21 protein-coding genes and 3 pseudogenes are annotated in these 26140 nt (G+C 68.9%); 15 read left to right on the forward strand and 9 right to left on the reverse strand.

Annotation, left to right across the window (positions count from 1 at the left end; all coding sequences use genetic code 11):
• Nucleotides 1-178 precede the first annotated feature (178 nt).
• The 3 genes from LRS04_RS09785 to LRS04_RS09795 all read left to right on the forward strand — a co-directional run bounded on the left by LRS04_RS09785 (nucleotide 179) and on the right by LRS04_RS09795 (nucleotide 3820).
• Nucleotides 179-1108, forward strand: a complete 930-nt coding sequence (locus LRS04_RS09785) for an aldo/keto reductase (protein WP_257816207.1) — start codon at nucleotides 179-181, stop codon at nucleotides 1106-1108.
• 167 nt (nucleotides 1109-1275) lie between these two features.
• Nucleotides 1276-2484 (forward strand): CoA transferase, encoded by a 1209-nt coding sequence (locus tag LRS04_RS09790; protein WP_257816208.1) that lies wholly within the window; start codon nucleotides 1276-1278, stop codon nucleotides 2482-2484.
• Nucleotides 2485-2488: 4 nt separating this feature from the next.
• Nucleotides 2489-3820: an MATE family efflux transporter gene (locus LRS04_RS09795; protein WP_257816209.1), complete on the forward strand. Its 1332-nt coding sequence runs from the start codon at nucleotides 2489-2491 to the stop codon at nucleotides 3818-3820.
• On the opposite strand, the gene LRS04_RS09800 is transcribed toward LRS04_RS09795, so the two are convergent.
• The 3 genes and pseudogenes from LRS04_RS09800 to LRS04_RS09810 all read right to left on the reverse strand — a co-directional run bounded on the left by LRS04_RS09800 (nucleotide 3804) and on the right by LRS04_RS09810 (nucleotide 9102).
• Complete coding sequence (locus LRS04_RS09800; protein WP_257816210.1) at nucleotides 3804-5699, reverse strand: acetyl/propionyl/methylcrotonyl-CoA carboxylase subunit alpha; 1896 nt, start codon at nucleotides 5697-5699, stop codon at nucleotides 3804-3806. The two genes, LRS04_RS09795 and LRS04_RS09800, sit on opposite strands and share 17 nt — an antisense overlap.
• A 154-nt stretch (nucleotides 5700-5853) precedes the next feature.
• A pseudogene (locus LRS04_RS09805) lies at nucleotides 5854-7448 on the reverse strand (carboxyl transferase domain-containing protein).
• Nucleotides 7345-9102, reverse strand: a complete 1758-nt coding sequence (locus LRS04_RS09810) for an AMP-binding protein (protein ID WP_257816211.1) — start codon at nucleotides 9100-9102, stop codon at nucleotides 7345-7347. Before LRS04_RS09810 ends, LRS04_RS09805 begins: the two are co-directional and overlap by 104 nt.
• A 273-nt stretch (nucleotides 9103-9375) precedes the next feature.
• On the opposite strand from LRS04_RS09810, the gene LRS04_RS09815 reads away from it, so the two are divergent.
• The 5 genes and pseudogenes from LRS04_RS09815 to LRS04_RS09835 all read left to right on the forward strand — a co-directional run bounded on the left by LRS04_RS09815 (nucleotide 9376) and on the right by LRS04_RS09835 (nucleotide 12911).
• On the forward strand, nucleotides 9376-9945 hold the full coding sequence (locus tag LRS04_RS09815) for a hypothetical protein (protein ID WP_257816212.1): 570 nt from the start codon (nucleotides 9376-9378) through the stop codon (nucleotides 9943-9945).
• A gap of 364 nt (nucleotides 9946-10309) precedes the next feature.
• Nucleotides 10310-10958 (forward strand): annotated as a pseudogene (locus LRS04_RS09820) (acyl-CoA dehydrogenase family protein); the annotation flags it as partial.
• A 21-nt stretch (nucleotides 10959-10979) separates the two neighbouring features.
• On the forward strand, nucleotides 10980-11525 hold the full coding sequence (locus LRS04_RS09825; RefSeq protein WP_374577152.1) for an acyl-CoA dehydrogenase family protein: 546 nt from the start codon (nucleotides 10980-10982) through the stop codon (nucleotides 11523-11525).
• A 33-nt stretch (nucleotides 11526-11558) separates the two neighbouring features.
• Entirely contained in the window at nucleotides 11559-12320 is a 762-nt protein-coding gene (locus LRS04_RS09830; RefSeq protein ID WP_257819062.1) for an enoyl-CoA hydratase/isomerase family protein, read from the forward strand.
• 318 nt (nucleotides 12321-12638) lie between these two features.
• Nucleotides 12639-12911 carry a hypothetical protein gene (locus LRS04_RS09835; protein ID WP_257816213.1) on the forward strand — a complete coding sequence of 91 codons (273 nt, stop codon included), beginning with the start codon at nucleotides 12639-12641 and terminating at the stop codon, nucleotides 12909-12911.
• On the opposite strand, the gene LRS04_RS09840 is transcribed toward LRS04_RS09835, so the two are convergent.
• Nucleotides 12908-14479: a long-chain-fatty-acid--CoA ligase gene (locus LRS04_RS09840; protein ID WP_257816214.1), complete on the reverse strand. Its 1572-nt coding sequence runs from the start codon at nucleotides 14477-14479 to the stop codon at nucleotides 12908-12910. The genes LRS04_RS09835 and LRS04_RS09840 overlap by 4 nt on opposite strands.
• A gap of 268 nt (nucleotides 14480-14747) precedes the next feature.
• Between LRS04_RS09840 and LRS04_RS09845 the strand changes: the two genes are divergently transcribed.
• From LRS04_RS09845 to LRS04_RS09855, 3 genes are all read left to right on the forward strand, one after another.
• On the forward strand, nucleotides 14748-15746 hold the full coding sequence (locus LRS04_RS09845; protein WP_257816216.1) for a TetR/AcrR family transcriptional regulator: 999 nt from the start codon (nucleotides 14748-14750) through the stop codon (nucleotides 15744-15746).
• 147 nt (nucleotides 15747-15893) lie between these two features.
• Nucleotides 15894-16016 carry a hypothetical protein gene (locus LRS04_RS09850; protein WP_257816217.1) on the forward strand — a complete coding sequence of 41 codons (123 nt, stop codon included), beginning with the start codon at nucleotides 15894-15896 and terminating at the stop codon, nucleotides 16014-16016.
• A gap of 214 nt (nucleotides 16017-16230) precedes the next feature.
• A complete protein-coding gene (locus LRS04_RS09855) occupies nucleotides 16231-16740 on the forward strand; it encodes a response regulator (protein ID WP_257816218.1) in 510 nt (169 codons plus the stop codon).
• Here the strand turns inward: LRS04_RS09855 and LRS04_RS09860 are convergent.
• On the reverse strand, nucleotides 16737-17375 hold the full coding sequence (locus LRS04_RS09860; protein WP_257816219.1) for an OmpW family protein: 639 nt from the start codon (nucleotides 17373-17375) through the stop codon (nucleotides 16737-16739). The genes LRS04_RS09855 and LRS04_RS09860 overlap by 4 nt on opposite strands.
• A gap of 290 nt (nucleotides 17376-17665) precedes the next feature.
• Between LRS04_RS09860 and LRS04_RS27810 the strand changes: the two are divergent.
• Together LRS04_RS27810 and LRS04_RS27815 are read left to right on the forward strand one after the other, a co-directional pair.
• Nucleotides 17666-18367: pseudogene (locus LRS04_RS27810) on the forward strand (response regulator); the annotation flags it as partial.
• A gap of 148 nt (nucleotides 18368-18515) precedes the next feature.
• Nucleotides 18516-18890, forward strand: a complete 375-nt coding sequence (locus LRS04_RS27815; protein ID WP_374577160.1) for an ATP-binding protein — start codon at nucleotides 18516-18518, stop codon at nucleotides 18888-18890.
• A 250-nt stretch (nucleotides 18891-19140) separates the two neighbouring features.
• Here LRS04_RS27815 and LRS04_RS09870 read toward each other — a convergent pair whose 3' ends face one another.
• The 3 genes from LRS04_RS09870 to LRS04_RS09880 form a co-directional block, all read right to left on the reverse strand.
• Nucleotides 19141-20481 (reverse strand): aminotransferase class I/II-fold pyridoxal phosphate-dependent enzyme, encoded by a 1341-nt coding sequence (locus tag LRS04_RS09870; protein ID WP_257816221.1) that lies wholly within the window; start codon nucleotides 20479-20481, stop codon nucleotides 19141-19143.
• 249 nt (nucleotides 20482-20730) lie between these two features.
• Nucleotides 20731-21105 (reverse strand): response regulator, encoded by a 375-nt coding sequence (locus LRS04_RS09875; protein ID WP_257816222.1) that lies wholly within the window; start codon nucleotides 21103-21105, stop codon nucleotides 20731-20733.
• Nucleotides 21106-21133: 28 nt separating this feature from the next.
• Nucleotides 21134-22570: a HAMP domain-containing sensor histidine kinase gene (locus LRS04_RS09880; protein ID WP_257816223.1), complete on the reverse strand. Its 1437-nt coding sequence runs from the start codon at nucleotides 22568-22570 to the stop codon at nucleotides 21134-21136.
• A 220-nt stretch (nucleotides 22571-22790) separates the two neighbouring features.
• On the opposite strand from LRS04_RS09880, the gene LRS04_RS09885 reads away from it, so the two are divergent.
• Complete coding sequence (locus tag LRS04_RS09885) at nucleotides 22791-24164, forward strand: sensor histidine kinase KdpD (protein ID WP_257816224.1); 1374 nt, start codon at nucleotides 22791-22793, stop codon at nucleotides 24162-24164.
• A 152-nt stretch (nucleotides 24165-24316) separates the two neighbouring features.
• On the forward strand, nucleotides 24317-25591 hold the full coding sequence (locus tag LRS04_RS09890; protein WP_257816225.1) for an OmpP1/FadL family transporter: 1275 nt from the start codon (nucleotides 24317-24319) through the stop codon (nucleotides 25589-25591).
• Between the two features lie 143 nt (nucleotides 25592-25734).
• Here the strand turns inward: LRS04_RS09890 and LRS04_RS09895 are convergent, their stop codons facing one another.
• On the reverse strand, nucleotides 25735-26130 hold the full coding sequence (locus LRS04_RS09895) for a response regulator (RefSeq protein ID WP_257816226.1): 396 nt from the start codon (nucleotides 26128-26130) through the stop codon (nucleotides 25735-25737).
• Nucleotides 26131-26140 lie beyond the last annotated feature (10 nt).

Genomic DNA, 26140 nt, shown 5'->3' on the forward strand with positions numbered 1-26140 from the left:
GGGTCCGCCAACTCCGCAAAAACCCTATTCAGATCGTAAGGTTAGCGGCCGGCCGTTTGCGATATCCCAAACGGAAGTGGTGAACGGCCCGGCAAGGTTTCTGAAGGCTTAGCCGGCTCAGGACTGGCGGGGCGGGCGGCATCCGCTAGGGTGCCCGCCATAAGAAAGGGAGGGGATGATGGAGCTTCGCCGGCTGGGAACTTCGGGCCTGAAGGTCAGCGCCGTGGGCCTGGGCTGCAACAATTTCGGCATGCGGATCGACGCGGCCCAGACGCAGGCCGTGGTGGACGCCGCCATCGACGCCGGGATCACCCTCTTCGACACCGCCGACATCTATGGCGGGACGAAGTCCGAGGAATTCCTCGGCCAGGCGCTGGGCAAGAAGCGCAGGGACATCGTGCTCGCCACCAAGTTCGGCATGCCGGTGGGCGGCGACCCGCGGAAGTCCGGCGGCTCGCGACGTTGGATCATGCAGGCGGTGGAGGACAGCCTCTCCCGCCTGAAGACCGACTGGATCGACCTCTACCAGCACCACCAGCCCGACCCGGACACCCCCGTCGACGAGACGCTGCGCGCCCTCGACGACCTCGTGACCCAGGGCAAGGTTCGCTACATCGGCAACTCCAACTACACCGGCTGGCAGATCGCCGACGCCGACTGGACCGCCGCCGGCCAGACCCGCTTCGTCTCGGCCCAGAACCTCTATTCCCTGCTGGAGCGGAAGAGCGCCTTCGAGGTGCTGCCGGCCTGCGAGCATTTCGGCCTGGGCTTCCTGCCGTTCTTCCCGCTGGCGTCGGGCCTGCTGTCGGGCAAGTACCGCCGCGGCGAGGCCCCGCCGGAAAACACCCGTCTCGCCGCCTGGGGCGAGCGCGGCCAACGCGCGATGAGCGAGAAGAACTTCGACGCCGTCGAGACGCTCACCGCCTGGGTCGAGGCCCGCGGCCATACCATCCTGGAGCTCGCCTTCGCCTGGCTGCTCGGCCAGCCGGTTGTGAGCTCGGTGATCGCCGGCGCCACCAGCCCCGAACAGGTCCGCGCCAACGCCGCCACCGCCGCCTGGACGCTGACCCCGGACGAGGTGGCCGAGGTGACGAAGCTGGTGAGCTGAACAGGCCCTCTCCCTACCCTCTCCCTCTCCGCTTCGCGGGGGAGAGGCGTGGGGTTGTGAGGCCGAGCTATAGCCTCCTCTCCCCCGACCCCGGCGAAAGCCGGGGGAAGAGAGGGAGAGGGTAGGGAGAGGGCCTGCCGCGTCGCAGGCATTGGGGGGGTGAAGCGTTGTACGAACTGCTTAAAGGCCTGCGCGTCGTCGAAGGCTCGGCCTTCGTGGCGGCGCCGACCTGCGGGCTCTACCTGGCCCAGATGGGCGCGGAGGTGATCCGCTTCGACAACATCGGCGGCGGGCCGGACTTCCGCCGCTGGCCGCTCGCCGCCAACGGGTCGAGCCTCTACTGGGAGGGGCTGAACAAGGGCAAGAAGTCGGTCGCCCTCGACCTTTCCAGCCCCGCCGGCCGCGAGCTCGCCCAGGCGCTGGCGACCGCGCCCGGCCCCGACGCCGGCCTCTTCGTCACCAACTTCCCGGTGGACGGCTTCCTTTCCTACGAGAAGCTGCGCGCGCTGCGCGACGACCTGATCTGCGTCCGGGTGATGGGCTGGGCCGACGGCTCCCAGGGCATGGACTACACGATCAACGCTGCGCTGGGCCTGCCCGAGATGACCGGCCCGGTGGGCGACGAGCGGCCGGTGAACCATGTGCTCGCCGCCTGGGACCTGCTGACCGGCGCCTATTGCGCCTTCGCCCTGGTCTCGGCCCTGCTGGCCCGGCTGCGCGGCCAGGGCGGGCGCGAGATCCGCGCGCCGCTGTCGGATATCGGCGCCGCCACCATGGCCAACCTCGGCTTCGCCGCCGAGACGATGCTCCAGGGCCATCAGCGCCCGCGCATGGGCAACGACGTCTTCGGCGCCTTCGGCCGCGACTTCACCACCAGGGACGGCCAGAAGCTGATGCTGCTGGCCATCACGCCGAAGCAGTGGAGCAAGGCCCTCGAAGCGCTCGGCATCGGCGCCGAGGTCGCCACCCTCGAGACCGAGCTCGGCGTCTCGTTCGCCACGGACGAGGGCGAACGCTTCACCCACCGCGACCGGCTCTATCCCCTCTTCGAGCGCGCCTTCGCCGCCAGGACCGCCGCCGAGCTGACGCCGGCCTTCGACGCCGGCGGCGTCACCTGGGGGGCCTACCAGAGCCTGCAGGCGGCGCTCTCCGACCCCCGCCTCTTCAAGGACAATCCGCTCTTCCAGGACATCCGCCACCCGAGCGGCCTGACCTATCCGGCGCCCGGCGCCATGGGCACGATCCCGCAGGACGCCCGCGGCCCGGTCCGGCCCGCCCCGAAGCTCGGCCAGCACACCGACCAGGTGCTCGCCGAGGTCCTCGGCCTGTCGTCCGCCGAGATCGGCCGGCTGCACGACCAGGGCGTGGTGGCCTGATCCGGTGAGCGGGGACCGGGGGGACCTCAACCGGACGATCCTGGCGATCGCGCTCCCGGCCATCGTCACCAATGTGGCGACCGCGCTCTTCGGCCTGGCCGACATGTGGTTGATCGGCCGGCTCGGCGACGCGGCCGCCCAGGGCGGGGTCGAGATCGGCGCGAAGTTCACCATGACGCTGCTGATCGTCTTCAACTTCCTGCGCTCCTCGACGGTGGCGCTCACCGCCCAGGCCGCCGGCCGCGGCGCGGAGGACGACCAGGCCGCGACGCTGACCCGCGGCGTGGCGGTGGCCCTGCTGGTCGGCGCGGTGCTGCTCTGCGCCTGGCCGGTCACCGTGACCTACGGCCTGCAGATCTTCGACGCCGCGGGCGGCGTCTCGGATCAGGCCCGCACCTACGCCGACATCCGCTACGTCGGCGGGGTCGCCTGGCTGGTGAACTGCGTCCTCACCGGCTGGCTGATCGGCCGGCGGCGGATGAGGACCGTGCTGGCCGTCGAGGTCGCCGCCAACCTCGTCCACATCGCCCTCGACGTCGCCTTCGTGCTCGGCTTCGGCTGGGGCGTCGCCGGCGTGGCGACGGCGACCCTGCTCTCCGAGACCCTGAAGCTCGTGGCGCTCCTCGCCGTCGTCGCCCGGGAGGCGCCGGCCAGGCGCGCGCTCGCCCTGGTCCGCGTCCCCGACACCTGGCGCCCGGCCGAGCTCGGCGCCCTCTTCCGGCTGAACCGCGACCTCTTCCTCAGGACCCTGCTGCTGATGGGCGCGACCGTGCTGCTCACCCGCTCCGGCGCCCAGCAGGGGCCGGCGGTGCTCGCCGCCAACGCCATCCTCTACCAGCTCTTCATGCTGCAGGCCCTGATCCTCGACGGCTTCGAGAGCTCGACCCAGGTGCTGACCGGCGAGAGCGTCGGCGCCCGGGACCGCGCCCGCTTCGGCGCCCAGCTTCGCGCCAACCTCGCCTGGTCCGGGGCCGGCGCCGTGCTGATCGCGCTCGTCTTCCTCGTCGCCGGCGGGGCGATCGCCGCCAGCTTCTCCACCGATCCCGCCGTGGTCGCGACGGTCCGCACCTACGCCGTCTGGGCCGTCGTCCTGCCGCTGGCCGGCACGGTCTCCTTCATCTTCGACGGGGTGATGATCGGGGCGAGCTGGACGCGCGCCATGGTGATCTCCATGGCCGCCGCGCTCGCCGGCTTCGTCCTGATGCGCTGGCTGGCGACGCCGCTCGGCAACCACGGCCTCTGGCTGGCCTTCAGCCTGTTCTTCGTCCTGCGCGCCGCCGGCCAGGCGGCCCTGCTCCCCGGCCTCGTCAGGCGGACGTTCAGCCCGCCGGGGTGAGCGTCGCCAGCACCGCGCCCTCGGTGACCTGGGCGCCCACCGCGACGGCCAGGCTCTCCACCGTCCCGTCGAACGGCGCCGTCATGGCGTGCTCCATCTTCATGGCCTCCAGCGTCAGCAGCGGCTGGCCCTTCGCCACCGCCTCGCCGGCCTTGACCGCCACCGCCGTCACCTTGCCGGGCATCGGCGAGCGGATCTGCCCGTCGCTCGCCCCGCCCTCGGCGGCGTCGGCGCTCGGCGGATGGTCGGAGAAGGCGAAGGCCTCGCCGTGCTCGAAGACGACGATGTGGCCATCCTCGTCCAGCAGGACGGAGCGCGGCTCGGTCCCGCTCTCCGAGGGTTTCGCCAGCACCGCCTTGCCGTCCAGGAACAGCCGCACCGCCGTCTCCGGCGGCCGGTTCAGGCGGAAGCCCACCAGCTCGCGCCAGGGCGAGGGGGCGGCCTCCCGTATGGGGCTGTCGTCGGCGATCAGCGCGCCGGCCGCCGCCGCCGCCAGGGCGGCGTCCGACGGCGCCTCGGGCGTGGTCAGCTCGGCGAGTTTGCGGTCGATGAAGCCGGTGTCCAGGTCGCCGGCGATGAACCCCGGCGCCGACAGGCAGCGCGCCAGGAAGCCGGCGTTGGTCTTCACCGGCCACACCTCCACGGCGTCGCAGGCCTCGCAGAGGTCGGTGATCGCGTCCTCGCGGGTCTCGCCGTGGCTGATCAGCTTGGCGATCATCGGGTCGTAGAAGGGGGTGATCCGCCCGCCCTCCTCGACGCCCGCGTCGGCGCGCACGCCCGGCGGCAGGCGGAAGTGGTCGAGGTCGCCGGTCGACGGCAGGAAGCCCGCCGCCGGGTTCTCGGCATAGAGCCGGGCCTCCACCGCGTGGCCGGTGAGCGTGATCTCGTCCTGCTTCAGCGGCAGGGGCTCGCCGGCCGCCACCCGGATCTGCCACTCCACCAGGTCGAGGCCGGTGACCATCTCGGTGACCGGGTGCTCCACCTGCAGGCGGGTGTTCATCTCCATGAACCAGATGCGGTCCGGCTTCAGGCCGGCGCTCGCATCGGCGATGAACTCGACGGTGCCGGCGCCGACGTAGTTCACCGCCTGGGCGGCGCGCACTGCCGCCGCCGTCACCGCCGCCCGGGCCTCGGGCGTCATGCCGGGCGCCGGCGCCTCCTCGATCACCTTCTGGTGCCGCCGCTGCAGCGAGCAGTCGCGCTCGTAGAGGTGGACCACGTTCCCGTGGCTGTCGCCGAACACCTGCACCTCGATGTGCCGGGGCCGGGTGACATAGGTCTCCAGCAGCACCCGGTCGTCGCCGAAGCTCGCCGCCGCCTCGCGCTTGGCCGAGGTCAGGGCGGCGTCGAAGTCGGCGGCGCTCTCGACCTTCCGCATCCCCTTGCCGCCGCCGCCGGCCACCGCCTTGATCAGCACGGGATAGCCGATCCGGTCGGCTTCCCGCTTCAGGCTCTTCGGGTCCTGGTCCTCGCCCAGGTAGCCGGGCGTCACCGGCACGCCGGCCTTGTCCATCAGCGCCTTGGCGGCGTCCTTCAGGCCCATGGCGCGGATCGCCGCCGGCGGCGGTCCGATCCAGGTCAGGCCGGCCTTGGCGACGGCCTCCGCGAACTCGGCGTTCTCGGACAGGAAACCATAGCCCGGGTGGATGGCGTCGGCGCCGGCCTCCCTGGCCGCCGCGATGATCTTCTCGCCGACGAGGTAGCTCTCGCGCGCCGCCGCCGGCCCGATCAGCACGGCGCGGTCGGCGTCACGCACATGCGCCGCATCGGCGTCCGCCTCGGAATAGACCGCCACCGTGGCGATCCCCATCCGCCGCGCCGTCGCGAACACCCTGCGCGCGATCTCGCCCCGGTTGGCCACCAGTATCGACTTGATCATGCCACCGCCTCGCGCGCCGCAGGCGCCGTCATCTTGAACCACGAAAAACACGAAGGGCACGAAAGACGTGCGTCGGCCCGTTTCGTGTTTTTCGTGTCTTTCGTGGTTGAATCCTGAAGGCGCTGACGCGCCTCTGAGCTGCCCATCTCGCCCCTCACATCCGGAACACGCCGAAGCGCGTCTCGGGGATCGGGGCGTTCAGGGACGCGGAGATGGAGAGGCCGAGCACGTCGCGGGTCTGGGCCGGGTCGATGATCCCGTCGTCCCACAGCCTGGCGGTCGCGAAGTAGGGATTGCCCTCGTCCTCGTAGCGCTGGCGGACCGGCGCCTTGAAGGCCTCCCTCCTCGTCCTTGGTCCAGCGGTCCGCGTCGCGGTGGACGGTGGCCAGCACGCTGGCCGCCTGCTCGCCGCCCATCACGCTGATCCGGCTGTTCGGCCAGGTCCACAGGAAGCGCGGGGAATAGGCCCGGCCGCACATGCCGTAGTTGCCGGCCCCGAACGAGCCGCCGATCAGCACCGTGAACTTCGGCACCTCCGCGCTCGCCACGGCGGTGACCAGCTTCGCGCCGTCCTTGGCGATGCCGCCGGCCTCGTACTTGCCGCCGACCATGAAGCCGGAGATATTCTGCAGGAAGACGAGCGGGATCTTCCGCTTGCAGGCCAGCTCGATGAAGTGGGCGCCCTTCAGCGCGCTCTCCGAGAACAGCACGCCGTTGTTGGCGAGGATCGCCACCGGATAGCCCCAGATGCGCGCGAAGCCGGTGACCAGCGTTGTGCCGTAGAGCGGCTTGAACTCGTCGAACTGGCTGCCGTCGACGATGCGGGCGATGACCTCGTGAACGTCGTAGGGCGCGCGCACGTCGGTCGGCACGATGCCGTAGAGCTCCTCGGGGTCGTAGGCCGGCGGCCGGGCCTCGGCGACCACCAGCTCGTCCGGCTTGGTGGTGTTCAGGTTGGCGACGATCGAGCGGACGATGGCCAGCGCGTGCTCGTCATCGTTGGCCACGTGGTCGACCACGCCAGAGCGGCGGCCGTGGGTGTCGGCGCCGCCCAGCTCCTCGGCGGTAATCACCTCGCCGGTGGCGGCCTTCACCAGCGGCGGGCCGCCCAGGAAGATGGTCCCCCTGGTTGCGGACGATCACCGTCTCGTCGCTCATGGCGGGCACATAGGCGCCGCCGGCGGTGCAGGAGCCCATGACGCAGGCGATCTGGGCGATGCCCTCGGCGCTCATCCGGGCCTGGTTGAAGAAGATCCGCCCGAAGTGGTCGCGATCGGGGAACACCTCGGCCTGGTGCGGCAGGTTCGCCCCGCCCGAGTCCACCAGATAGACGCAGGGCAGGCGGTTCTGCAGCGCGATCTCCTGGGCCCGGAGGTGCTTCTTCACGGTCAGCGGGAAATAGGCCCCGCCCTTCACCGTCGCGTCGTTGGCGACGATCATCACCTCGCGGCCGGACACCCGGCCGATGCCGGTGATCACGCCGGCGGCCGGCGCCTCGTCGCCGTACTCGCCGAACGCGGCCAGCGCGCCGACCTCCAGGAACGGCGAGCCCGGATCGAGCAGCCGCATGACCCGGTCGCGGGGGAGCAGCTTGCCGCGGCTCTCGTGGCGCTGGCGGCTGGCCTCCGGCCCGCCCAGCGCGGCTTTAGCGGCGTGTTTCCGCAGGTCCTCGACCAGTCCCCGGTTCACCCGGGCGTTGGCGGCGAAGCCGTCGGACGCGGGGTCGACGGCGCTCTGGAGCTTCCTCATGGAGAAGACCTACGCCGTCTTTTTCGAGCACGAGGTCAAGTTCCTCGATCATCGCCTTGCGCATGGCGAATTTCTGCACCTTTCCGGTGACGGTCGTAGGGAAACCTTCCACGAAACGGATGTGCCTTGGAATCTTGTAGTGGGCGATCTGGCCCTTGCAGAACGCCCGCACGGCCTCGGCGTCCAGCGCCTCGCCGGGCTTCAGCACGATCCAGGCGCAGAGCTCCTCGCCGTACTTCGGGTCCGGCACGCCGATGACCTGGACGTCCTGGATCGCCGGGTGGCGGTAGAGGTATTCCTCGATCTCGCGGGGATAGATGTTCTCTCCGCCGCGGATGACCATGTCCTTGATCCGCCCGACGATGTTGCAGAAGCCCTCGTCGTCGATGACGGCCAGGTCGCCGGTGTGCATCCAGCCGCCGGCGTCGATGGCCTCGGCCGTCTTCTCCGGATCGTCCCAGTAGCCGATCATCACGGAGTAGCCGCGGGTGCACAGCTCGCCCGGCTCGCCGCGCGGGACGATCCGGCCCTCGGCGTCGACGATCTTCACCTCCAGGTGCGGCTGGATGCGGCCGACGGTCGACACCCGCCGCTCCAGGCTGTCGTCGGTCCCGGACTGGAAGCTCACCGGCGAGGTCTCGGTCATGCCGTAGGCGATGGTCACCTCGGGCATGTGCATCCTGGAGATCACCTGCTTCATCACCTCGATGGGGCAGGGGGAGCCGGCCATGATCCCGGTCCGGAGGCTGGTCAGGTCGAAGCGCTCGAACTCAGGGTGGCCGAGCGCGGCGATGAACATGGTCGGCACGCCGTAGAGCGCCTGGCACCGCTCCGCCTCCACCGTCTCCAGCACCGCCAGCGGGTCGAACGCCTCGGCGGGGAAGACCATGGTCGCCCCGTGCGCCACGCAGGCCAGGTTGCCCATCACCATGCCGAAGCAGTGATAGAGCGGCACCGGGATGCAGACCTTCTCGCCGGCCTGCAGGCCGATGGCCCGGCCGACGAAGTGGCCGTTGTTCAGGATGTTGTGGTGGCTGAGCGTCGCGCCCTTCGGGAAGCCGGTCGTGCCGCTGGTGAACTGGATGTTGATCGCATCGTCGAACTGCAGGCGGGCGGCGACGGCCTCCAGCCGGTCCCGGTCCGCCGTGCGGGCCAGGACGTCGGCGAAGGCGAGCGCGTCGGCGTGGACCTCCTCGCCGGTGGTGATCACATGCTCCAGGCGCGGCAGCCTCGGCCGGAGTTCGCGCACCATCGCCAGGTACTCGGACGTCTTGTGGCGCACCGCCGTCACCAGCGCCCGGCACCCTACCTTGTTCAGCGCATACTCGGCTTCCGACAGCCGGTAGGCCGGGTTGATGTTGACCAGCACCAAGCCGGCCCGGGCCGTCGCGAACTGGGTCACCACCCATTCCCAGCAGTTCGGCGCCCAGACGCCGATCCGGTCGCCGGGTTCGAGGCCCAGGTCGAGCAGGCCGGCCGCGAACGCATCCACCCGCGCCTTCAGCTCGGCCCAGCTCCAGCGGACGTCCTGGTGGCGGGAGATCAGCGCCAGGCCCGCGGGCCTCGCCTGGCACATCTCCTCGAACGCCTGGCCGATGGTCTTGCCGATCAGCCGCTCACCGCTCGCGCCGTGCACGTAGCTCAGCTCCGCCACCTTCGCCTCCCAATCGCTTTTCCCCATCCTTCGCCCGCCCGCGCCCCCCTGTCATCCCCACGCCCTCTCCCTACCCTCTCCCTCTCGGGCTTCGCCCGGGGGAGAGGAGTGGAGCTGAGAGTCAAAGCCATCACCTCCTCCCCCGCGAAGCGGAGAGGGAGAGGGTAGGGAGAGGGCCTGCAGCCGAAAAACCTTGACTCCGCAGCTCTGGGATGTTCTCTTTTCGTTCTCATGACCGACGATGCAGTCCAAATCGGAGAAGACCGTCACACCGTGACGCTCCGCGCGCTCGCGGGGATGAGCCTGGAGCTCTGCCGCGACCTGCAGCAGCGGGCGCTGAACGCCGAGAGCCCCGAGGACGCCGTCCGCCTCGCCACCGCCTTCCACCGGGTCAGCCGCGGCCTGCGCCAGACCCTGGCCCTGGAACTCAAGCTGGTCCGCTACAAGGACGATCTGCACTTCAAGGCTCAGGAGAAAGCCGACCTCGCCGAGGTTAAGCGCAAGGCCGAGGCCGAGACCCATGACCTCGCTGTCGACCAGCGCCGCGACGGCGTCTGGACCCGGGTCGGCGACTGCTTCTGGACCGAGCACGAAGGCGCCGACTGGAACCTCCCCGACGACGGGATCGACAAGCCCGACCGCCCGCCGCCCGAAGACCCCATGTGGGACAGGCTCGAGGCCTTCCTCGACGCCGAGGAAGCCAAGCCCGACTTCCTCACCCGCGACTTCGACCTCCTGGTCATCGAAGCCTGCGACGCGATCGGCGCCGACCCCACCCTCATCTACGACATCCGAGGCCGCGAACGAGCCGAGCCCGAGCCCGCAACCGCCGACTCCTCCTAACTCCGCTCATCCCGGCGAAAGCCGGGATCCAAGCCGAGTCCGCAGCCGCGCTGCGCGCGGAATGAACCACAGCACCACACAGAACCACACAGAAGGCGCCACCGGATGGCTTGGCGCCTCGATCATGCTTGCGCGCCTCCGGCGCGCGATTCACGCCCGCCATCTCACCGACCTCAGCCCACTCAGCCCCTTCTGTGTGGTTCTGTGTGTTTCTGTGGTTCCAAACCCGGACCGCACCGAGCCCGCCGGCCAGCACCCGCGAGATCCGTGGTCCAAAACCGACCTCAGCCTGGATCCCGGCTTTCGCCGGGACGAGCGGAGGAGGGGCGGATCAATGTCGCGTCCTTCGCGCCCTTCGTGGTTCATGCTCCATCCCCACCCGCGCCCTAGGCTCACCCAGCGTTCCCGTGGCAAAGACCTCCGCGTGAGCACCGAGACCTTTCCCGAGATCCGCGAAGCCGTCCGCAAGCTGTGCGCGCGCTTCCCCGGCGCCTACTGGCGCGAGCTGGACCGCGAGCGGGCCTATCCCACCGAATTCGTCCAGGCCCTGACCGAGGCCGGCTTCCTCTCCGTCCTGATCCCGGAGGAATACGGCGGCTCGGGCCTCGGCCTGCGCGCCGCCACCGCGGTGCTGGAGGAGATCCACCGCTCGGGCTGCAACGGCGCCCGCCTGCCACGCCCAGATGTACACCATGGGCACGATCCTCAGGCACGGCTCGCCGGCCCAGAAGCAGGCCTACCTGCCGAAGATCGCCACCGGCGAGCTGCGCCTTCAGGCCTTCGGGGTGACGGAGCCCGACGCCGGCACCGACACCACCCGCATCTCCACCTTCGCCCGCCGCGAGGGCGACAGCTACATCGTCTCCGGCCGGAAGATCTGGATCTCCCGGGCCGAGCACTCCGACCTCATGGTCCTGCTCTGCCGGACGCAGAAGCGCGAGGACGCCGCCAAGCCGTCGGACGGCATGAGCGTGCTGATCGTCGACATGCGCCAGGCCGTGGGGAACGGCCTGACCATCCGCCCGGTCCGGACCATGCTGAACCACGCGACCACCGAGCTCTTCTTCGAGGACCTGGAGGTGCCGGCCGCCAACCTGGTCGGCGAGGAAGGCAAGGGCTTCCGCTACATCCTCGACGGGATGAACGCCGAGCGGATCCTGATCGCGTCCGAGTGCATCGGCGACGCGAAGTTCTTCATCGACCGCGCCTCCGCCTACGCCAAGGAGCGTAACGTCTTCGGCCGCGCCATCGGCGAGAACCAGGGCGTGCAGTTCCCGATCGCCCGCGCCTACGTCCAGATGACCGCCGCCGCCCACATGGTCGACCACGCCGCCGGCCTGTTCGAGGCCGGAGAGCCCTGCGGGACGGAGGCCAACATGGCCAAGCTCACCGCGTCGGAGGCCTCCTGGTACGCCGCCGACATGGCGCTCCAGACCCACGGCGGCTTCGGCTTCGCCGAGGAATACGACATCGAGCGGAAGTTCCGCGAGACCCGCCTCTACCAGGTGGCCCCGATCTCCACGAACCTGATCCTCTCCCACGTGGCCACCCACGTGCTGGACCTGCCGAAGAGCTTCTGATGCCCCCCTGCCGCCCAACACGAGACCATCCTCATCGAAGACGCGTCGCCGGGCGTCGCCGTGGTCACCCTGAACCGGCCCGACGCCGCCAATTCGCTCAACACCAAGATGGGCGAGGAACTGCTGCACGCCTGGACGGGCCTGTCGGTCCGCGAGGACCTGCGCTGCGTGATCCTGGCCGGCGCGGGCAGGCACTTCTGCGCCGGCGCCGACCTCAAGGAACGCAACGGCATGACCGACAAGCAGTGGTCGGCCCAGCACGAGGTGTTCGAGGCCATGGTCCGCGCCCAGCTCGCCGTGCCCGTGCCGGTGATCGCCGCGGTGAACGGGGCGGCGGTCGGCGGCGGCTGCGAGATGACGCTCGCCTGCGACTTCGCCTACGCCGGCGAGGCGGCGCGGTTCGGCCTGCCGGAGGTGGGGCTGGGCATCATGCCGGGTCTGGGCGGCACCCAGCTTCTGCGCCGGGCGGTGGGCGAGCGCCGCGCCCTGGAGCTCCTGACCACCGGGCGGCTGTTCACGGCGGCGGAGGCCGAGGCGTTCGGCCTGGTCAGCGGCGTGACCGCGCCGGATGCGCTGATGTCGACGGTGATGGCTGTGGCCGGGACCATCGCGGCCAAGGCGCCCTTGTCGGTGCGGGCGCTGAAGTCTGTCGTCCGCGAGGGCGCCGGGCTGTCGCTCGCGGAGTCGATGGACCTGGAGCTCACCCACTACAACCGGCTGTTCCGGACCGAGGACCGTCGGGAAGGGGTCGCCAGCTTCAACGAGAAGCGGACGCCGGACTTCCAGGGGCGGTGACGGCCGTCAGACGGCCGCGTAGGCGTCCGGCCGAGCGCGTTCCACAGGGATCGGGGCCTCGGCGCCGCCGCTGCCCCGCGGGGGCCTGCGGTTCGTCACGAATTCCCAATCCGGCGGGCGACGGCCTGAGCGGGAGGGAGTGGTGATGCTGAAGGACCGGAGACGGTCGAGCAGATGCTCGAGGCTCTCGTCCGATCCCACCAGGTCTGGTTTGAACTGTCGATCGGCCATGGCGGAGGCTTATACGCCTTTGCGCGACACAACGCCACACACAATGGTTATCCACAAGTTAACGCCCTGATCTGTGAAGGAAGCCCCATGGCCGAGGTCCGCACCCTGAAGATCGCCTTCGAAGGCACGCTGCAGCCGGGCCCGAAGCCCTGGATGTGGGCGACGGTCGAGGTGGCGCTGGAGGACGAGACCCCCAACCACCGCACGGTCAGCGCCCAGGTGCCGGTCCCGTTCGAGGGTCAGGACGTCTTCGAGATGCGCGAGGTGGCCTGGGCCGCCTTCCGCGAGGCGCTGGAGCAGGCCCTGGCCGCCGGCGCCGGCAAGACCGCCCAGCAGCTCTCCTTCACCGGGCCCGGCTAGCCGACGTTGCGGTCGCGGCCTTCCCAGTACGGCTTGCGCAGCTCGCGGCGCAGCACCTTGCCGGACGGGTTGCGGGGCAGGGCCTCGATGAAGTCGATGGACTTCGGCGCCTTGAAGCCGGCGATGCGCTGGCGGGCCCAGGCGATGATCGCCTCGGGGTCGGGCGCCGCGCCGGCCGCCGGCACGACCACGGCCTTCACCGCCTCGCCCCAGCGCTCGTCCGGCACCCCGATCACCGCCGCGTCGGCGACGCCAGGGCAGCCCAGGATCGCGTTCTCCACCTCGGCCGGATAGACGTTCTCGCCGCCCGACACGATCATGTCCTTCACCCGGTCATGGACGAAGAAGTAGCCGTCCTCGTCCATGAAGCCCGCGTCGCCGGTGCGCAGCCAGCCGTCCGGCCGGATGGTCTCGGCGGTGGCCTCCGGGCGGTTCCAGTAGCCGGCCATGACGATCGGCCCGCGGATCTCGATCTCGCCGATCTGGCGCGGCCCGAGCGTCTCGCCGTTCTCGCCGGAGATGCGGGTCTCCAGCGTCGCCCAGGGCCGCCCGCAGGAGCGCAGCAGCTCGCCGGTGTGCGCGGAAGGGGCGAGCGTCGTGCCCGCGCCGCAGGTCTCGGTCATGCCGTAGAACTGGATGAAGCCGCAGCCGAACCGCTCCGTGGCCGCCTTCAGCACCGCCTCGGAGATCGGGGACGCTCCGTAGGAGACCGTCTTCAGGCTGGAGAAGTCCGTCGTCTGCGACTGCGGCGTCTGCAGCAGCGCGTTGATCATCACCGGCGCCAGGAAGATGTGCGCCACCTTCTCCGCCTCGATGAGCCGCAGCACCTCAACCGGATTGAAGTCGGCCATGACGATGAGCCGGCCGCCGGCCGCCAGGCCCGAGAAGCTGATGTTGGTGCCCGCCACGTGGAACAGCGGCATGACGATCAGCACCGTGTCGTCGGCGCCGTAGTCGAAGCCCTCCACCTGGTGGCGCAGACCGAGGAAGGCTCCGTAGTTGATGTTGTTGAGCCGCACCCCCTTGGGCAGGCCGGTGGTGCCCGAGGTGTAGAGCTGCAGGACGTCGTCCTCGGCCCTGGGCGGATCGAGCGCCGGCGCAGGCGCGGCGTCGCGCAGGGCCTGGTAGCTTTCGAAGCCTTCGGCCTCGCCGCCCACCGCGATCAGCCGGATCGGCCGCCCGATGCTCGCGGCCACCTCGCGGGCGGCGGCGAAGAAGTCGGGGGTGACGAAGAACAGGTCGGCGCCGGAGTCCTTCAAGATGAAGGCGATCTCGGGGACGGCCAGGCGGGTGTTGATCGGGGCCAGGCAGGCCCGCGCCTTGGCCGCGCCGAACATGATCTCGTACCAGGCCGCGCAGTTCTTCCCCAGCCAGCCGATGCGGTCGCCGGGCTTCGCGCCGAGCGCCTGGACGAGGCCGCAGGCCTGGTTCGAGCGGCGCTCCAGGTCGGCGTAGGTCAGGGTCTCGCCCCCGACGACCTCCACCGCCGTGCGGTCCCCCCGGCCGAGAGCGTGGACCCGCGGGATGTCACTGAGGATCTGGATCGCGTCGGCGCCGGCTTCGGCCATGGTCGTCTCCCCTGCCGGCTTGTTCCCGCCGGGCGCGCCGACGCTAGCGGATCGGAGGCGGCAATGCAGCCCGGGACGCAACGTGAGCTGCCGTTGGGTGACTCAACTCCAGATGGCGCCGCCTGGTCGGCGTGTGTCGTAGGGTGAGTCCCAGGGCAAAAGGGGTCTTCCTTAGTATGGTAATATTCGGCGCCCCGCACAGTTTAGGCTTTGGCGTCGCGGCGGGCGGGGTAAGGGTACTACCGGGACGGGAAGATACGAGGCAACGATGCCTGGCATCGAGAACGGTCGTGCGCCGCCAGGCGCGCGCACGCCGCGCACGCCGACGCGCCGCTTCGAGGCGCGGCGCAACGCGATCATCGCCTCGGCGGTGAGCGAGATAAACCTGCACGGCGTGCGGGGCATGACGCTCGGCGACGTGGCCGCCCGGCTCGATCTCGTGCCGACCGGGGTGATCTACTACTTCAAGAACAAGGAGGAACTCGCCGCCGCCTGCTTCCAGCGGGCCATCGAGCGCTACGACGCGATCGTGGGCGCCGGCCTGGCCGCCGACGGCGGCGACCGCGGCCGGCTCAAGGCGTTCACCGATGCCTGGCTCGACTTCAAGCATCGGGCCGAGGTCGGCGAGGCCGATCAGATCGCGATCCTGAACGACGCCCGGGGCCTGCAGGCGGCGACCGTCAACGAGGCGTTCGTCGCCATGTTCCGCCGCGCCCGCGGCCTGCTCGAAGGACCTGCCGGCGCGCCGCTGCCGGGGATCCACAGCGCCGCCCGCACGCACCTGCTGCTCAGCGAACTGTTCTGGAGCGTCTCGTGGCTGGAGACGACCGACGTCGCCGATTTCGGCCGGGTGGCGGACCGCATGGGGGACATCCTGGCGAACGGTCTCCTGGCGCCCGGCGTGGCCTGGCCGGCCTTCGCGGTCCTGCCGCTGGCCCGGGACGACGATCCGGATGCGGACGCGTCGGCCGAGCAGTTCCTGCAGGCCGCGACCGAGCTGATCAACGAAGAGGGCTATCACGGGGCGTCGGTGGAGCGGATATCCGGCCGGCTCAACGTCTCGAAGGGCGCCTTCTACCACCACAATGCGACCAAGGATGAACTGGTCGTCGCCTGCTTCCAGCGGACCTTCCAGATCATGTGGCGGGCGATCCGGATGGCTGAGGCCGAAGGCGGGTCGGCGCTGAAGGTGTTAGCTCAGGCCTGTGTGGCCCTCGTCCACCACCACCTCGCCGGCCGGCTCCCCTGCTGCGCGTCTCGGCGCTGACCACTGTGCCGAAGTCGCTCAACACAGAACTCACCCGCGAGTTCGACCGCATCTCCCCTCCGCTTCGCCTCGATCATCTGCGACGGCGTCGCCGATGGCTCGATCCGGCCCATCGAGGTCAACGTCGCCGCCCAGCTCGTCACCGGTATGATCAATGCCTCGGTCGACCTCAAATTCTGGAGCCGGGACCTGAAGGCCGCGAACGCCGCCACCCACTATGTGCGGCCGCTCTTCGAGGGCCTGCTTTCGCCGGCGGCCTCCGAACCTTGAACGAGCGGTATGCTTGCGCGGCGCACGTGTGAAGGCTCAACCTCTGCGCACGTGACGCCTGTTCACCAGAAGGCGCGAAGGCCCAAGGGGGTTGGCTTAGCTCGGCCTTAGGTGTCAGATAGAGCAACGGTCCGAATTTCGATTCTGGGTCGGTCCAAAGTCATGCGGCAGAATGGCCGCTCGCGTAGGTCGGGGGGCTTCTGCAAGGCGACGCATGGACCTCCGAGCCCTCCGCCTCCTGATCGTCGACGACAACCGCAACGCTGCCGAGATCGTTAAGTCGGTCCTGGCGAGCGTCGGCGCGAAGGATATGGAGCTCGCCGTGACCGCCGAGCGGGCGTTCGAGGTCCTGCAGGCCGGCGCCTGTGACCTGCTGATCGTCGATCAGAACCTGGGCAAGGGGGACGAGGGCATCGCGCTCGTGAAGCGCGTCCGCACCGACCCGGCGAGCGTGAACCCCTATCTGCCGATCTTGATGCTGACCGGCTACACCGAGCAGCGCCGCGTGCAGGCGGCGAGGGACGCAGGCGTGACCGAGTTCCTGAGCAAGCCCTTCACCATCGTGGGGCTGCTGCGCCGGATGGAGGCCCTGATCCACGCGCCGCGCGCGTTCGTCAGGTCCGAAACGTACTTCGGGCCCGACCGCCGGCGGCGGGAGGACCCGGAATACAGGGCCCGGAGCGGCGTTCGCCGCCCCGGGGATCCTGAAGCTATGCCTTACTAGAAGCGGTACGTCAGGCCGGCGTTGACCACGAGCGGGTCGACCTTGACCTTGGCGCGGACCGGCGTCGGGCCGAGGTTGGCCTTGGCGACGGTGCCGACCCAGGCCTTCTTCACGTCCACGAAGCCGCCCCAGCGCTCATTGGCCATTAGGTTGGCGCCGACCTGCAGGACGGTGCCCACGGCGCTGTCGGCCTCGAGGTCGCTCAGCGCGCCGTCCTTGGTGTCGAACACGATCAGGAAGGAGGCGCCGGCGCCCACATAGGGCTGGAAACGGCCTTCCGGATTGAAGTGATACTGGGCCATCACGCCGGCCGGACCGCCGGTCATGCTGCCCGCCTTGCCGAGGGCCGCGAGCGTGCCCGAGGCCATCACGTCGAACTTGGGCGGGAACCCGCCGGCCGCCGCGATCGCGATGTTCGGCGTCACGAAGTAGCCGATCTCGACTTCCGCGGTCCATTCGCCGTCGATCGTCACATTGGCGCCGGCCACCGGCGCGCCGCCGGCGGTCATCTCGGCGCTCTCGCTCGGCTCCACATAGGCGGGGCCGGCATGGACGAACCAGCGGCTCGCCTCTTGAGCATTCGCAGCGCCGGCCAGCGTGGCCGCGGCCAGGGCGGCCGCAGCCGCAATCTTCATGGAAGCCATCACCTGCATCCCAATAGGTCAATCGTTGAATGCAGTTCTATCGTGTAAACCTTAAGAAACGCTGAGGTGAACGTTGATCGCAGGTAACCGAAAGAATAATGAGCGGGTAACCATAACATAAAACCGCCGGTTGCCGTCCGAACCTATTCGACAATCGCCGATATTGATCTCAAGCCCTATACACGCGCGTGCGCACCTATGATGTGCACCGTTATTTAAACTGTGTCCGGCACGCTCCGCAGACTTCGTGAAGTGGTTGTTTGGGGCATCCGGGGGTGGCCATGTCTGAGGATCTAGCGACGATCTCCGAACAGGACCGGCCGGCCCGGATCCTCATCGTCGACGACGTCGCCGACAACCGCACCATCCTTGGCCGCCGCTTCCAGCGCCGCGGCTACGAGATCGCCGAGGCCGACTCCGGCAAGGGCGCCCTCGAGATGATCGGCCGCGAGGAGTTCGACGTCGTCCTGCTCGACGTGATGATGCCCGACATGAACGGGCTGGAAGTGCTCCGCCGGATCCGCGAGAAGCACACCGACGTCCAGCTTCCGGTGATCATGGTCACCGGCAAGACCGAGAGCTCCGACATCGTCGAGGCGCTGACCGCCGGCGCCAACGACTACATCACTAAGCCCGTCGACTTCGCCGTCGCCCTGGCCCGGGTGTCTACCCAGGTCCGCTCGCGCCAGGCGGAAGAGCATGTGCGCCGGGCCAACGAAGCCCTGTCGCGCGCCAACGAGGACCTTGAGCGCCGGATCGCAGAGCGCACCGAGCAGCTCCGCATCGCGCTGGCTGAGGCTCAGGCCGCCAACAAGTCCAAGGACGAGTTCCTGGTCATCGTCAGCCACGAGCTGCGGACGCCGCTCAACGGCATGATCGGCATGGGCCAGATGCTCGCCCGCACCGAGCTCAATGAACAGCAGCGAAAGATGGTCGGCATCGTCAACGCGTCGGCCGACCAGCTGCACAGCGTTGTCGCCGACCTGCTGGACACGCTCGACCTGACGGCCGGCGGCCTGAAGCTGACGCCGCAACAGGCGCCGCTCGGGGCGCTCGTGGAAGAGGAAGCCGCCGTCGCCGCCGAGAAGGCCAAGGCCAAGGGCCTCGCCTTCAAGGTGGATGTGGCCAAGGATGCCGCCGGCGCCCGTCGAGGTCGACCCGCAGCGTCTGCGCCAGGTGCTGGGCAAGGTGCTCGACAACGCCGTGAAGTTCACCGAAGCGGGGGAGGTGGCGCTCCGCGTCGCCCGCTCCGCCGACGGCGTGGCCTTCGAGGTGCGCGACACCGGCGTCGGCTTCGACGCCGAGACCGCCAAGCGCATGTTCAAACCCTTCGAGCAGGCCGACGGCTCGCTGACCCGAAGGTTCGGGGGCGTGGGCCTGGGCCTGGCGATCTGCAACGGCCTCGTCGGCCTGATGGGGGGCCAGATCAGCGCCGAAGGCGAGCCCGGCAAGGGCGCCACCTTCCGCGTCGAGCTCCCGCTGATCGCGAAGGCCGCAGCGGCGTAGGGGGCCGGCGCGAAGCGCCCGGCGATCCGCGGCCGGGTTCTTCCTCAAGACCACCTCAGCAAGCTTGCGCCGGCGGGAGGCCGGCGCTGAAGATCCGCCATGGGGCGTCGGGCTGATCAGCATCCTGACGGATGCCGAGCGGGTGGGGCCTCGCATCGCGTCGGACCGATTTGCGCCGCCGCATCGTGCGCATGCGAAAAGGGCCGGGCGTCGCCGCCCGGCCCTCGTCGTGGTCGCGGTAGAGCGGCCGCTAGGCCGTGGCGCGGATCTGCTCGGGCGTCTCGGCCTGGGCTTCGAACTCGGCCAGCCCGGCCTCGTAGGCGTCCTTTAGGCGCAGGACCGCGTCGCGGATGTTCTGCGGCGTGTGGTTGGCCATCACCTGCATGCGGAACCGGGCCTGGCCCTTCGGCACGGCCGGGAACTCGACGAGGTTGGCGATCAGGCCGGCCTCGGGCAGGCGGCGGCTGACGAGACGGGCGAGGCCCTCGGTGCCGACCTTCACGCAGACGATCGCCGAGGGGTCGCCGTAGACCTCGAAACCGGCTTCCACGAGCTGGCGGCGCAGGCTCAGGACGTTGGTCATCAGCTTGTTGCGCAGCTCGGCGCCTTCGACGCTTTCGATGATCTCGAAGGCCTTCAGGACCGTGGCCGCCTGCATGGGCGACAGCGCGTTCGAGAAGGTACAGGGCGGCGAGTAGAAGCGCAGGTACTCCTTCACCTCGCGCGAGCGGCAGCCGACGAAGCCGCCGTTCGAGCCGAAGGTCTTGGAGAACGAGCCCATGACCAGGTCGACCTTGCCCAGCATGCCCTGCATGCCGATGTGGCCGCGCCCGTCATCGCCGAGGTTGCCCAGGTCGTGGGCAACGTCGACCATCAGGGTGGCGTCGAACTCGTCGCAGAGCGCCTGCATGGCGCCGATGTCCGGCGTGTCGCTGTCCATCGAGTACAGGGACTCGATGACCACCATGATGCCGTTTTCCTTGTCCTTGGCGCGGATCTTCTCGAGCCATTTGCGGCACTCGCCCACCATGTTGTGGCGGAAGAGATAGATGTTGCGCGTGGCGGCGCTGGCGCCTTCCTGCAGGCAGGTGTGGGCGAGCGAGTCCATCACGATGTGGTCGGTGGAGCGCACCAGGCCCTTGATCACGCCGTAGCCCGCGGCCCAGCCGGTCGGGAACAGGATCGCTTCCGGCATGCCGAGGAAGTCGGCGATCTTGCGCTCCAGCAGCACCGAGTGGTGCGTGTTGCCGAGCAGGGCGGCGGAGCCGGCGCTGTGCACGCCGAACTCTTCGATGACGTCCTGGGCGACCTTCTTGATCACCGGGTTGGTCGACATCGACAGATAGTCCTGGCTCGCGAAGTTCACGCCCTGGATCTTGCCGCCGGCGTCATCGCGCGCGGCGCAGACCGTCGAGGGGCTTTCCTCGGTCGAGCGCGAGAACGGCCACAGGCCGTTCTGGCGGCGCAGGTTCTGCCACTTGAAGAAGCCGCCCACGCGCGCTTCGAGGTCGCTGCCCTTCGGGTAGCGGAAATCGCGCATGCTGCCCGTCAGGGCGGCCGGCGGCGTATAGTTATTGAATGCCTTCAGCATTGATAGCTCCCCACCCTGTTCTCGGGTTCAGAAGCCTGTTGTACAGCGTAGGTGTTATTGGCCGGTGTACAGAAGGTATTCCTGTGGTTTACAGTTAAGATTAACTTGGTCTTCCTGAGTTGAGTTAACGGAATATCTCGACACAAGTTATTGGTGTGGCGCGGAAATTTCCGGTTGTCGTGCGCTCTCGGGCAAAGAAAAGCGCCCGCCGGCCGGCGGGCGCTCTCGAAGACCGACCTTGGTTAAGGGTCAGGCGGCCCGGGCTTCCAGGCAGGCGCTGATCTTGCCGAGCAGCCGCGGCAGGTCCACCGGCTTGGTGTCGAAGTCGGCGCACCCCACCTCGACGCTCTTGGCGCGGTCGGTGGCCAGCGCGTGAGCGGTCAGCGCGATGATCGGGATGGCCGCCGTCGAGGCCCGTTCCTTGATCAAGGTCGTGGCCTCCCAGCCGTCCATGTCGCCAAGGGCGATGTCCATCAGGATGATGTCGGGCATCTCGCTCTCGGCCATGGCGACCCCTGTGGGGCCCTCCGGCGCGCAGCAGACCTCGAAGCCGTGGCGCACCAGGCGTCGGGTCAGCATGTCCCGGTTCATCTCGTTGTCTTCGACCAGAAGGATCTTCGTCATGGCGTCATTCCACTAGGGTCGAGGAAAATCAGGCGGCCAGCTCGGTCGCGTCGGCGCGGGCGCGCCGTTTGCGCTTACCCCCCGGGGAGGCCGGCAGCAGGACGGTGAACACCGAGCCTTCGCCAAGCACGCTCTCGGCGGAGATCGACCCGCCCATGAGGTTGCACAGCGCAAGGCTGAGCGCGAGGCCGAGGCCCGTGTCGCCGTACTTCGAGGCGCTCGCGTCGCGGGCGACGGTGAACTTCTCGAAGAGGGTGGGCAGCATATCCGGCGCGATGCCGATGCCGGTGTCGCGCACCTCGATGAAGATGTTCTCGGCGCCGCGGGTCGTGCGGCGGCCGACGGTCACGGTGACCTGGCCCTTCTCGGTGAACTTCACGGCGTTGTCGATCACCTGGCCCACGGACTGGCGCACGCGCTGACCGTCCCAGCGGGCGGTGCCTAGCCCGGGCTCCAGCTTGACCACGACCGCCACGCCCTTGGCGTCGGCCTTGGCGCGCTTGTGGTCGACGATGGCGTTGATGAACTCGCCGACGGCCACGTCCTCGGGGACGAGCTCCATCTTGCCAGCCTCGATCTTCGAAAGGTCGAGCACCTCGTTCACCAGGCGCAGCAGGTGGTGGCCGGCCTTGTGGATCTTCTCCAGGTCGGCGATCGAATCCTCGTCGTCCTCGTCCGCGGCGTCCTCGAGCAGCATCTGCGAGTAGCCGATGACGGCGTTCAGCGGGGTGCGCAGTTCGTGGCTCATGGAGGCCACGAACTCGGCCTTGGCGGCGCCGGCGCGCTCGGCCTCGGCGGTCGCGCGGCGAAGCTGGGCGGCGCTCGCCAGGTGGGCGCGCATCTCGGCCTCCAGCTCCACGCCCGAGGCGAGGATCCGACTATAGTAGATGGCCATCATGGTCACATAGCCGGCGCAGGCCAGGGTCGAGACGATGCCGAGGCCCTGCAGGCCCTCGAGCGGCGTGTCGTCGAACGGCGGTGGCACGAAGTGGTAGAGCGCCACGAAGGTCGCGAAGTTCAGCGCGAACTGCAGCAGCACGTACTTCCTGAGGTGCGGCGTGTAGCCGAGGTAGAAGAACGCGAGCAGCGGAATGGTCAGCACCCAGGGCAGCGTCGGCGAGGTGACCCCGCCGTAGTAGTAGCAGCTCCACAGGATGCAGAAATTCAGGTTCTGGACGGAGACGAAGCTCCACAGGTTGTAGCGTCCCGTGAACTTCAGCAGGAACGGGAACACCCAGAAGGCGGTGATCGACGCCATCAGGACGAAGGTCGGGAAGCCCGGCGTCGGGTCCAGGAACAGGAGCGCGCCAGGCACCACATTGCCGAGGATCGGTCCCAGGCAGTGGCTGATCAGGAACATGCGGGCCTGCTGGCGCTTGTCGCGCTCCGCCTTCACCTCGTCTGGGATGAACCAGTCGATGAAGCGATCGAGCAGATTGGTCGCCTGCGCTGTCGCCGTGGTCATGTCTAACCAACCCCCAAGAAGTGCCGGCAAGGATCGGTTGAGGAATTCAGTTCCGATCAACTTGCGGCGCCCCGAACATTCAGCCGAGGCGTCGAGGAGGCTGCATCATGCGAATTAAGATGGAGTTATCTCGGTTAAAGGTCGCCGTGCACCAGTTCTTAATTGGTCCGTGTGCTCATTTCCCGGAATTCTGGGGGCGCTCGCGCCGAGTGAGACGGGCATGTGGGAAAACATCCTCAAGGTGATCGACTGGTTCGTGCCGGAGGCCGCCAAGCGCGAGCGTTCGGAAGTGGGCCTGGCGCGCAACTTCGTCTTCACGCACCTCTTCGGTCCGCTGATGGCGCAGTCGATCTGCGTCTTCCTGTACCTGACGGATCCGAAACCCAACTGGATCGTCTGGACCATGGTCGGCTCCATCTGGTCCTTCTGGGCGCTGCCCTTCCTGCTGAAGTATACGAAGAACCTTCAGCTCGTGGCGCTGCTCTCCGTGCAGATCCTGGCCTTCGCCTCGCTGTTCGGCTCGTTCCATTACGGCGGCGTCTCCTCGCCGCTGCTGCCGTGGCTGCTGGTCGCCCTGCTGCTGGGCTTCTTCTATCTCGGCGAGCGTCCGCTGCTGATCCTCGGCATGTTCGCCGCCGACCTGCTGGCGTTCTACGCGGCCTACGCCATCAATGGGGCCTTCGACGAGCGGGTGCCGCTCGAGCAGCTCACCAACGTCGGCTGGATCTCGATCTTCTCGGCCACGATCTACATGAGCTGGATGGCCGTCTATTACGTGTCGACCATCTCCCTGCGATCCGACCTGGAGCGGGAGGCCGACCGGCACCGGGCGACCGCGGTCCGGCTTCGCCAGGCCAAGGAGCAGGCCGAACGGGCCAACCTGGCCCGCTCGATCTTCCTGGCCAAGATGAGCCATGAGTTCCGCACGCCGCTCAACGCCGTGATCGGCTACTCCGAGCTTCTGCTGGAGCACTGCCAGGACACCGGCGCCGACGACCAGAAGCTGGCCGACCTCGGCCGGATCAACGCCGCGGGCCAGCACCTGCTGGCGCTGGTCACCGACGTCCTCGACGTCTCGCGGATCGAGAGCAACACCGTGGAGCTGAGCCTCGACACCTTCGAGCTCGAGAACTTCATGGAGCATGTGGCGTCGACGGCCCAGCCGCTGATGACCCAGAACGGCAACCAGCTCGTGCTGCGCCCCATGGGCCGCCTGGGCTCGATCACCACCGATCAGACCAAGCTGCGCCAGGTGGTGCTCAACTTGCTGTCCAACGCCGCCAAGTTCACCAGCGAGGGCACGGTGACCGTCACCCTGCGCCGCGACGAGAAGCCGGCCGGCGACTGGATCGAGATCCGCGTGGACGACACCGGCATCGGCATCGCCGAGGAGGACCTGCACAAGCTGTTCCAGGACTTCGGGCAGGTGAGCGCCACCACCTCCACGCAGTATGGCGGCACCGGCCTGGGCCTGGCGGTGAGCCAGAAGCTCTGCGCCCTGATGGGCGGGGGGCATCTCGGTGGCCAGCGAGGCCGGGCACGGCTCCTCGTTCACCGTGCGCCTGCCGGCCGTCGCCCCGACCGAGGACGCTAGCGCCGAAGCCGCGCAACCCCTTGCTGCATAAGGGTTTGCGTAAATCCGCAAGTAACGAAATTCGCCTATCAAGCGTATTGTCCGGCCGCTTCCTCGCCGGACCTGTCGGGGATAACTCAGTGCGTCATCTGGAAATTCGCGTCGCGTGCGGCATGGCCGCGGCGGCGGCTCTGCTCGCCGTTGCGGGCCAGGCGTCGGCCAACGGCATCGGCGTCACGGAGGTCTCGACCGAAGGACTCGGGCGGGCCAACTCCGGGGAAGTCGCCGACACCGGGGCCTCGGCCCTGTTCTGGAACCCCGCCGCGATCGCGCGTGGCGGCCGCGGTGCGACGCTCGGCGTCCACCACCGCAACGACGACACCGAATTCTCCAACACCAGCACCACCATCACCCGGCCGATCCCGCCGGCTGGCCTGACCCTGCCCGTGGGCGGCCGCTCGCCGGTGGACGAGGTCAGCCAGGACTTCACCGCCCCGCACTTCGCCGTGGCCGTTCCGTTCGGCGACCGCTTCGCCGTGGGGCTCTCCGTGCACAAGCCGATCCGGCTGAAGACGGACTTCGGCGCGGACTCCTGGGCGCGCTACGACACCATCCGATCCAAGATCGAAACCACCGAGATCCAGACCGCCGCCGCCATCCAGGCGACAGAATGGCTCGACCTCGGCGTGGGCTTCACAGCCAACTACACCGACGCCTACTACGACCAGGCGTCTCCGAACCTCAACCCGACCGCCCCCGACGGCCTCCAGGCCCTGGCCGGCGACGGCTGGAACTACGGCTTCACCCTGGGCGCCCAGGCGCATCTGGAGCGCGTGACGCTGGGCGTCGCCTACCGCTCGAAGGTGAAGCACGAGCTCGACGGCTCGATCACGCTTTCGGGCCTGCAGGCGCCGCTCGACACGGCGAACTTCACGGCCGAGGCGGACACCAACTTCACCACCCGTTCGACGGTGACCGTCGGCGCGCGCTTCGCGCTGACCGACGCCACCACCCTGAACGGCCAGGTCGTGTGGTCGGGCTGGGACGTGTACGACACGATCGACGTCGCCTTCGCCGGCATGACCGCCTCGATCCCGCAGGGCTTCAAGAACACCACCTCGGTGGCCGTCGGCGTGGATCACGACCTGAACACCATGTGGACCATCCGCGGCGGCGTGCAGTTCGACCCGACGCCGACCCACGACGACCTGCGTGAACCGGGCGTGTTCGACAGCGACCGCTGGGTCTTCGCCGCCGGGGCCAGCGCCCGGCTGCAGCCTGCGCTGACGCTGAACGGCGCCGTGGCCTACACGCGCTTCGACGACGCCCCGCTGGTCGACTTCGACGTCTTCTACGCCGGCACCCCGGCCCAGACGACGGTGCCGACCCGCGGCGCCTTCAAGGGCGACGCCTTTACCGCCTCGATGAGCCTGGACTGGCAGTTTTGATCCAGCCCGTCTGAGGCGAAAAGGCTAAGAGGCCGGCGTCCTTAGGGATGCCGGCCTTCTTCTTTGACAGACCACAAAAGCGAAGGGCCGGAGCTCGCAGGAGCTCCGGCCCTTCTCGCATTTCCGTTCAGCCTGCCTGGGGTTCAGCCGGCCTGGGCGGCCTTGGCCTCAGCCTTGGCGGCCTCTGTGGTCGACTGGATGATCGCGCCGATCAGCAGGTCGGGGATGATTGGCTTGGCGATGTGGTGGTCGGCGCCGGCCTGGCGCGAGGCCAGCACATGCTCGGTCATGGCGTTGGCGGTCACGGCCAGCACCGGGGTGCGGTGGCGCCCCTGCTCGACCTCGAACTTGCGGATCTCGCGGATGGCGGTCAGGCCGTCCATCACCGGCATCTGCAGGTCCATCAGGACGACGTCGAAGTCGTCGGCCTTGTAGGCGTTGAGCGCCTGTAGACCGTCCTCGACCTGCACGAGGTCGCAGTCGATCAGCCCCAGGACGACCTCGATGACGGCCCGGTTGGTCGGATGGTCATCCGCCATCAGGACGCGG

Origin of the sequence: Phenylobacterium sp. J367 (genome assembly GCF_024699985.1) — a bacterium.
Lineage (GTDB): Bacteria > Pseudomonadota > Alphaproteobacteria > Caulobacterales > Caulobacteraceae > Phenylobacterium.

Bases quoted from the DNA above. Each gene is read 5' to 3' on its own strand.
- LRS04_RS09785 (WP_257816207.1), top strand. From the start codon at position 179: ATGGAGCTTCGCCGGCTGGGAACTTCGGGCCTGAAGGTCAGCGCCGTG.
- LRS04_RS09800 (WP_257816210.1), bottom strand. From the start codon at position 5,699: ATGATCAAGTCGATACTGGTGGCCAACCGGGGCGAGATCGCGCGCAGG.
- LRS04_RS09825 (WP_374577152.1), top strand. From the start codon at position 10,980: ATGCTGAACCACGCGACCACCGAGCTCTTCTTCGAGGACCTGGAGGTG.
- LRS04_RS09835 (WP_257816213.1), top strand. From the start codon at position 12,639: ATGGCCGAGGTCCGCACCCTGAAGATCGCCTTCGAAGGCACGCTGCAG.
- LRS04_RS09840 (WP_257816214.1), bottom strand. From the start codon at position 14,479: ATGGCCGAAGCCGGCGCCGACGCGATCCAGATCCTCAGTGACATCCCG.
- LRS04_RS09845 (WP_257816216.1), top strand. From the start codon at position 14,748: ATGCCTGGCATCGAGAACGGTCGTGCGCCGCCAGGCGCGCGCACGCCG.
- LRS04_RS09850 (WP_257816217.1), top strand. From the start codon at position 15,894: ATGATCAATGCCTCGGTCGACCTCAAATTCTGGAGCCGGGACCTGAAG.
- LRS04_RS09855 (WP_257816218.1), top strand. From the start codon at position 16,231: ATGGACCTCCGAGCCCTCCGCCTCCTGATCGTCGACGACAACCGCAAC.
- LRS04_RS09860 (WP_257816219.1), bottom strand. From the start codon at position 17,375: ATGAAGATTGCGGCTGCGGCCGCCCTGGCCGCGGCCACGCTGGCCGGC.
- LRS04_RS27815 (WP_374577160.1), top strand. From the start codon at position 18,516: ATGCCGCCGGCGCCCGTCGAGGTCGACCCGCAGCGTCTGCGCCAGGTG.
- LRS04_RS09870 (WP_257816221.1), bottom strand. From the start codon at position 20,481: ATGCTGAAGGCATTCAATAACTATACGCCGCCGGCCGCCCTGACGGGC.
- LRS04_RS09875 (WP_257816222.1), bottom strand. From the start codon at position 21,105: ATGACGAAGATCCTTCTGGTCGAAGACAACGAGATGAACCGGGACATG.
- LRS04_RS09880 (WP_257816223.1), bottom strand. From the start codon at position 22,570: ATGACCACGGCGACAGCGCAGGCGACCAATCTGCTCGATCGCTTCATC.
- LRS04_RS09885 (WP_257816224.1), top strand. From the start codon at position 22,791: ATGTGGGAAAACATCCTCAAGGTGATCGACTGGTTCGTGCCGGAGGCC.
- LRS04_RS09890 (WP_257816225.1), top strand. From the start codon at position 24,317: ATGGCCGCGGCGGCGGCTCTGCTCGCCGTTGCGGGCCAGGCGTCGGCC.
- LRS04_RS09895 (WP_257816226.1), bottom strand. From the start codon at position 26,130: ATGGCGGATGACCATCCGACCAACCGGGCCGTCATCGAGGTCGTCCTG.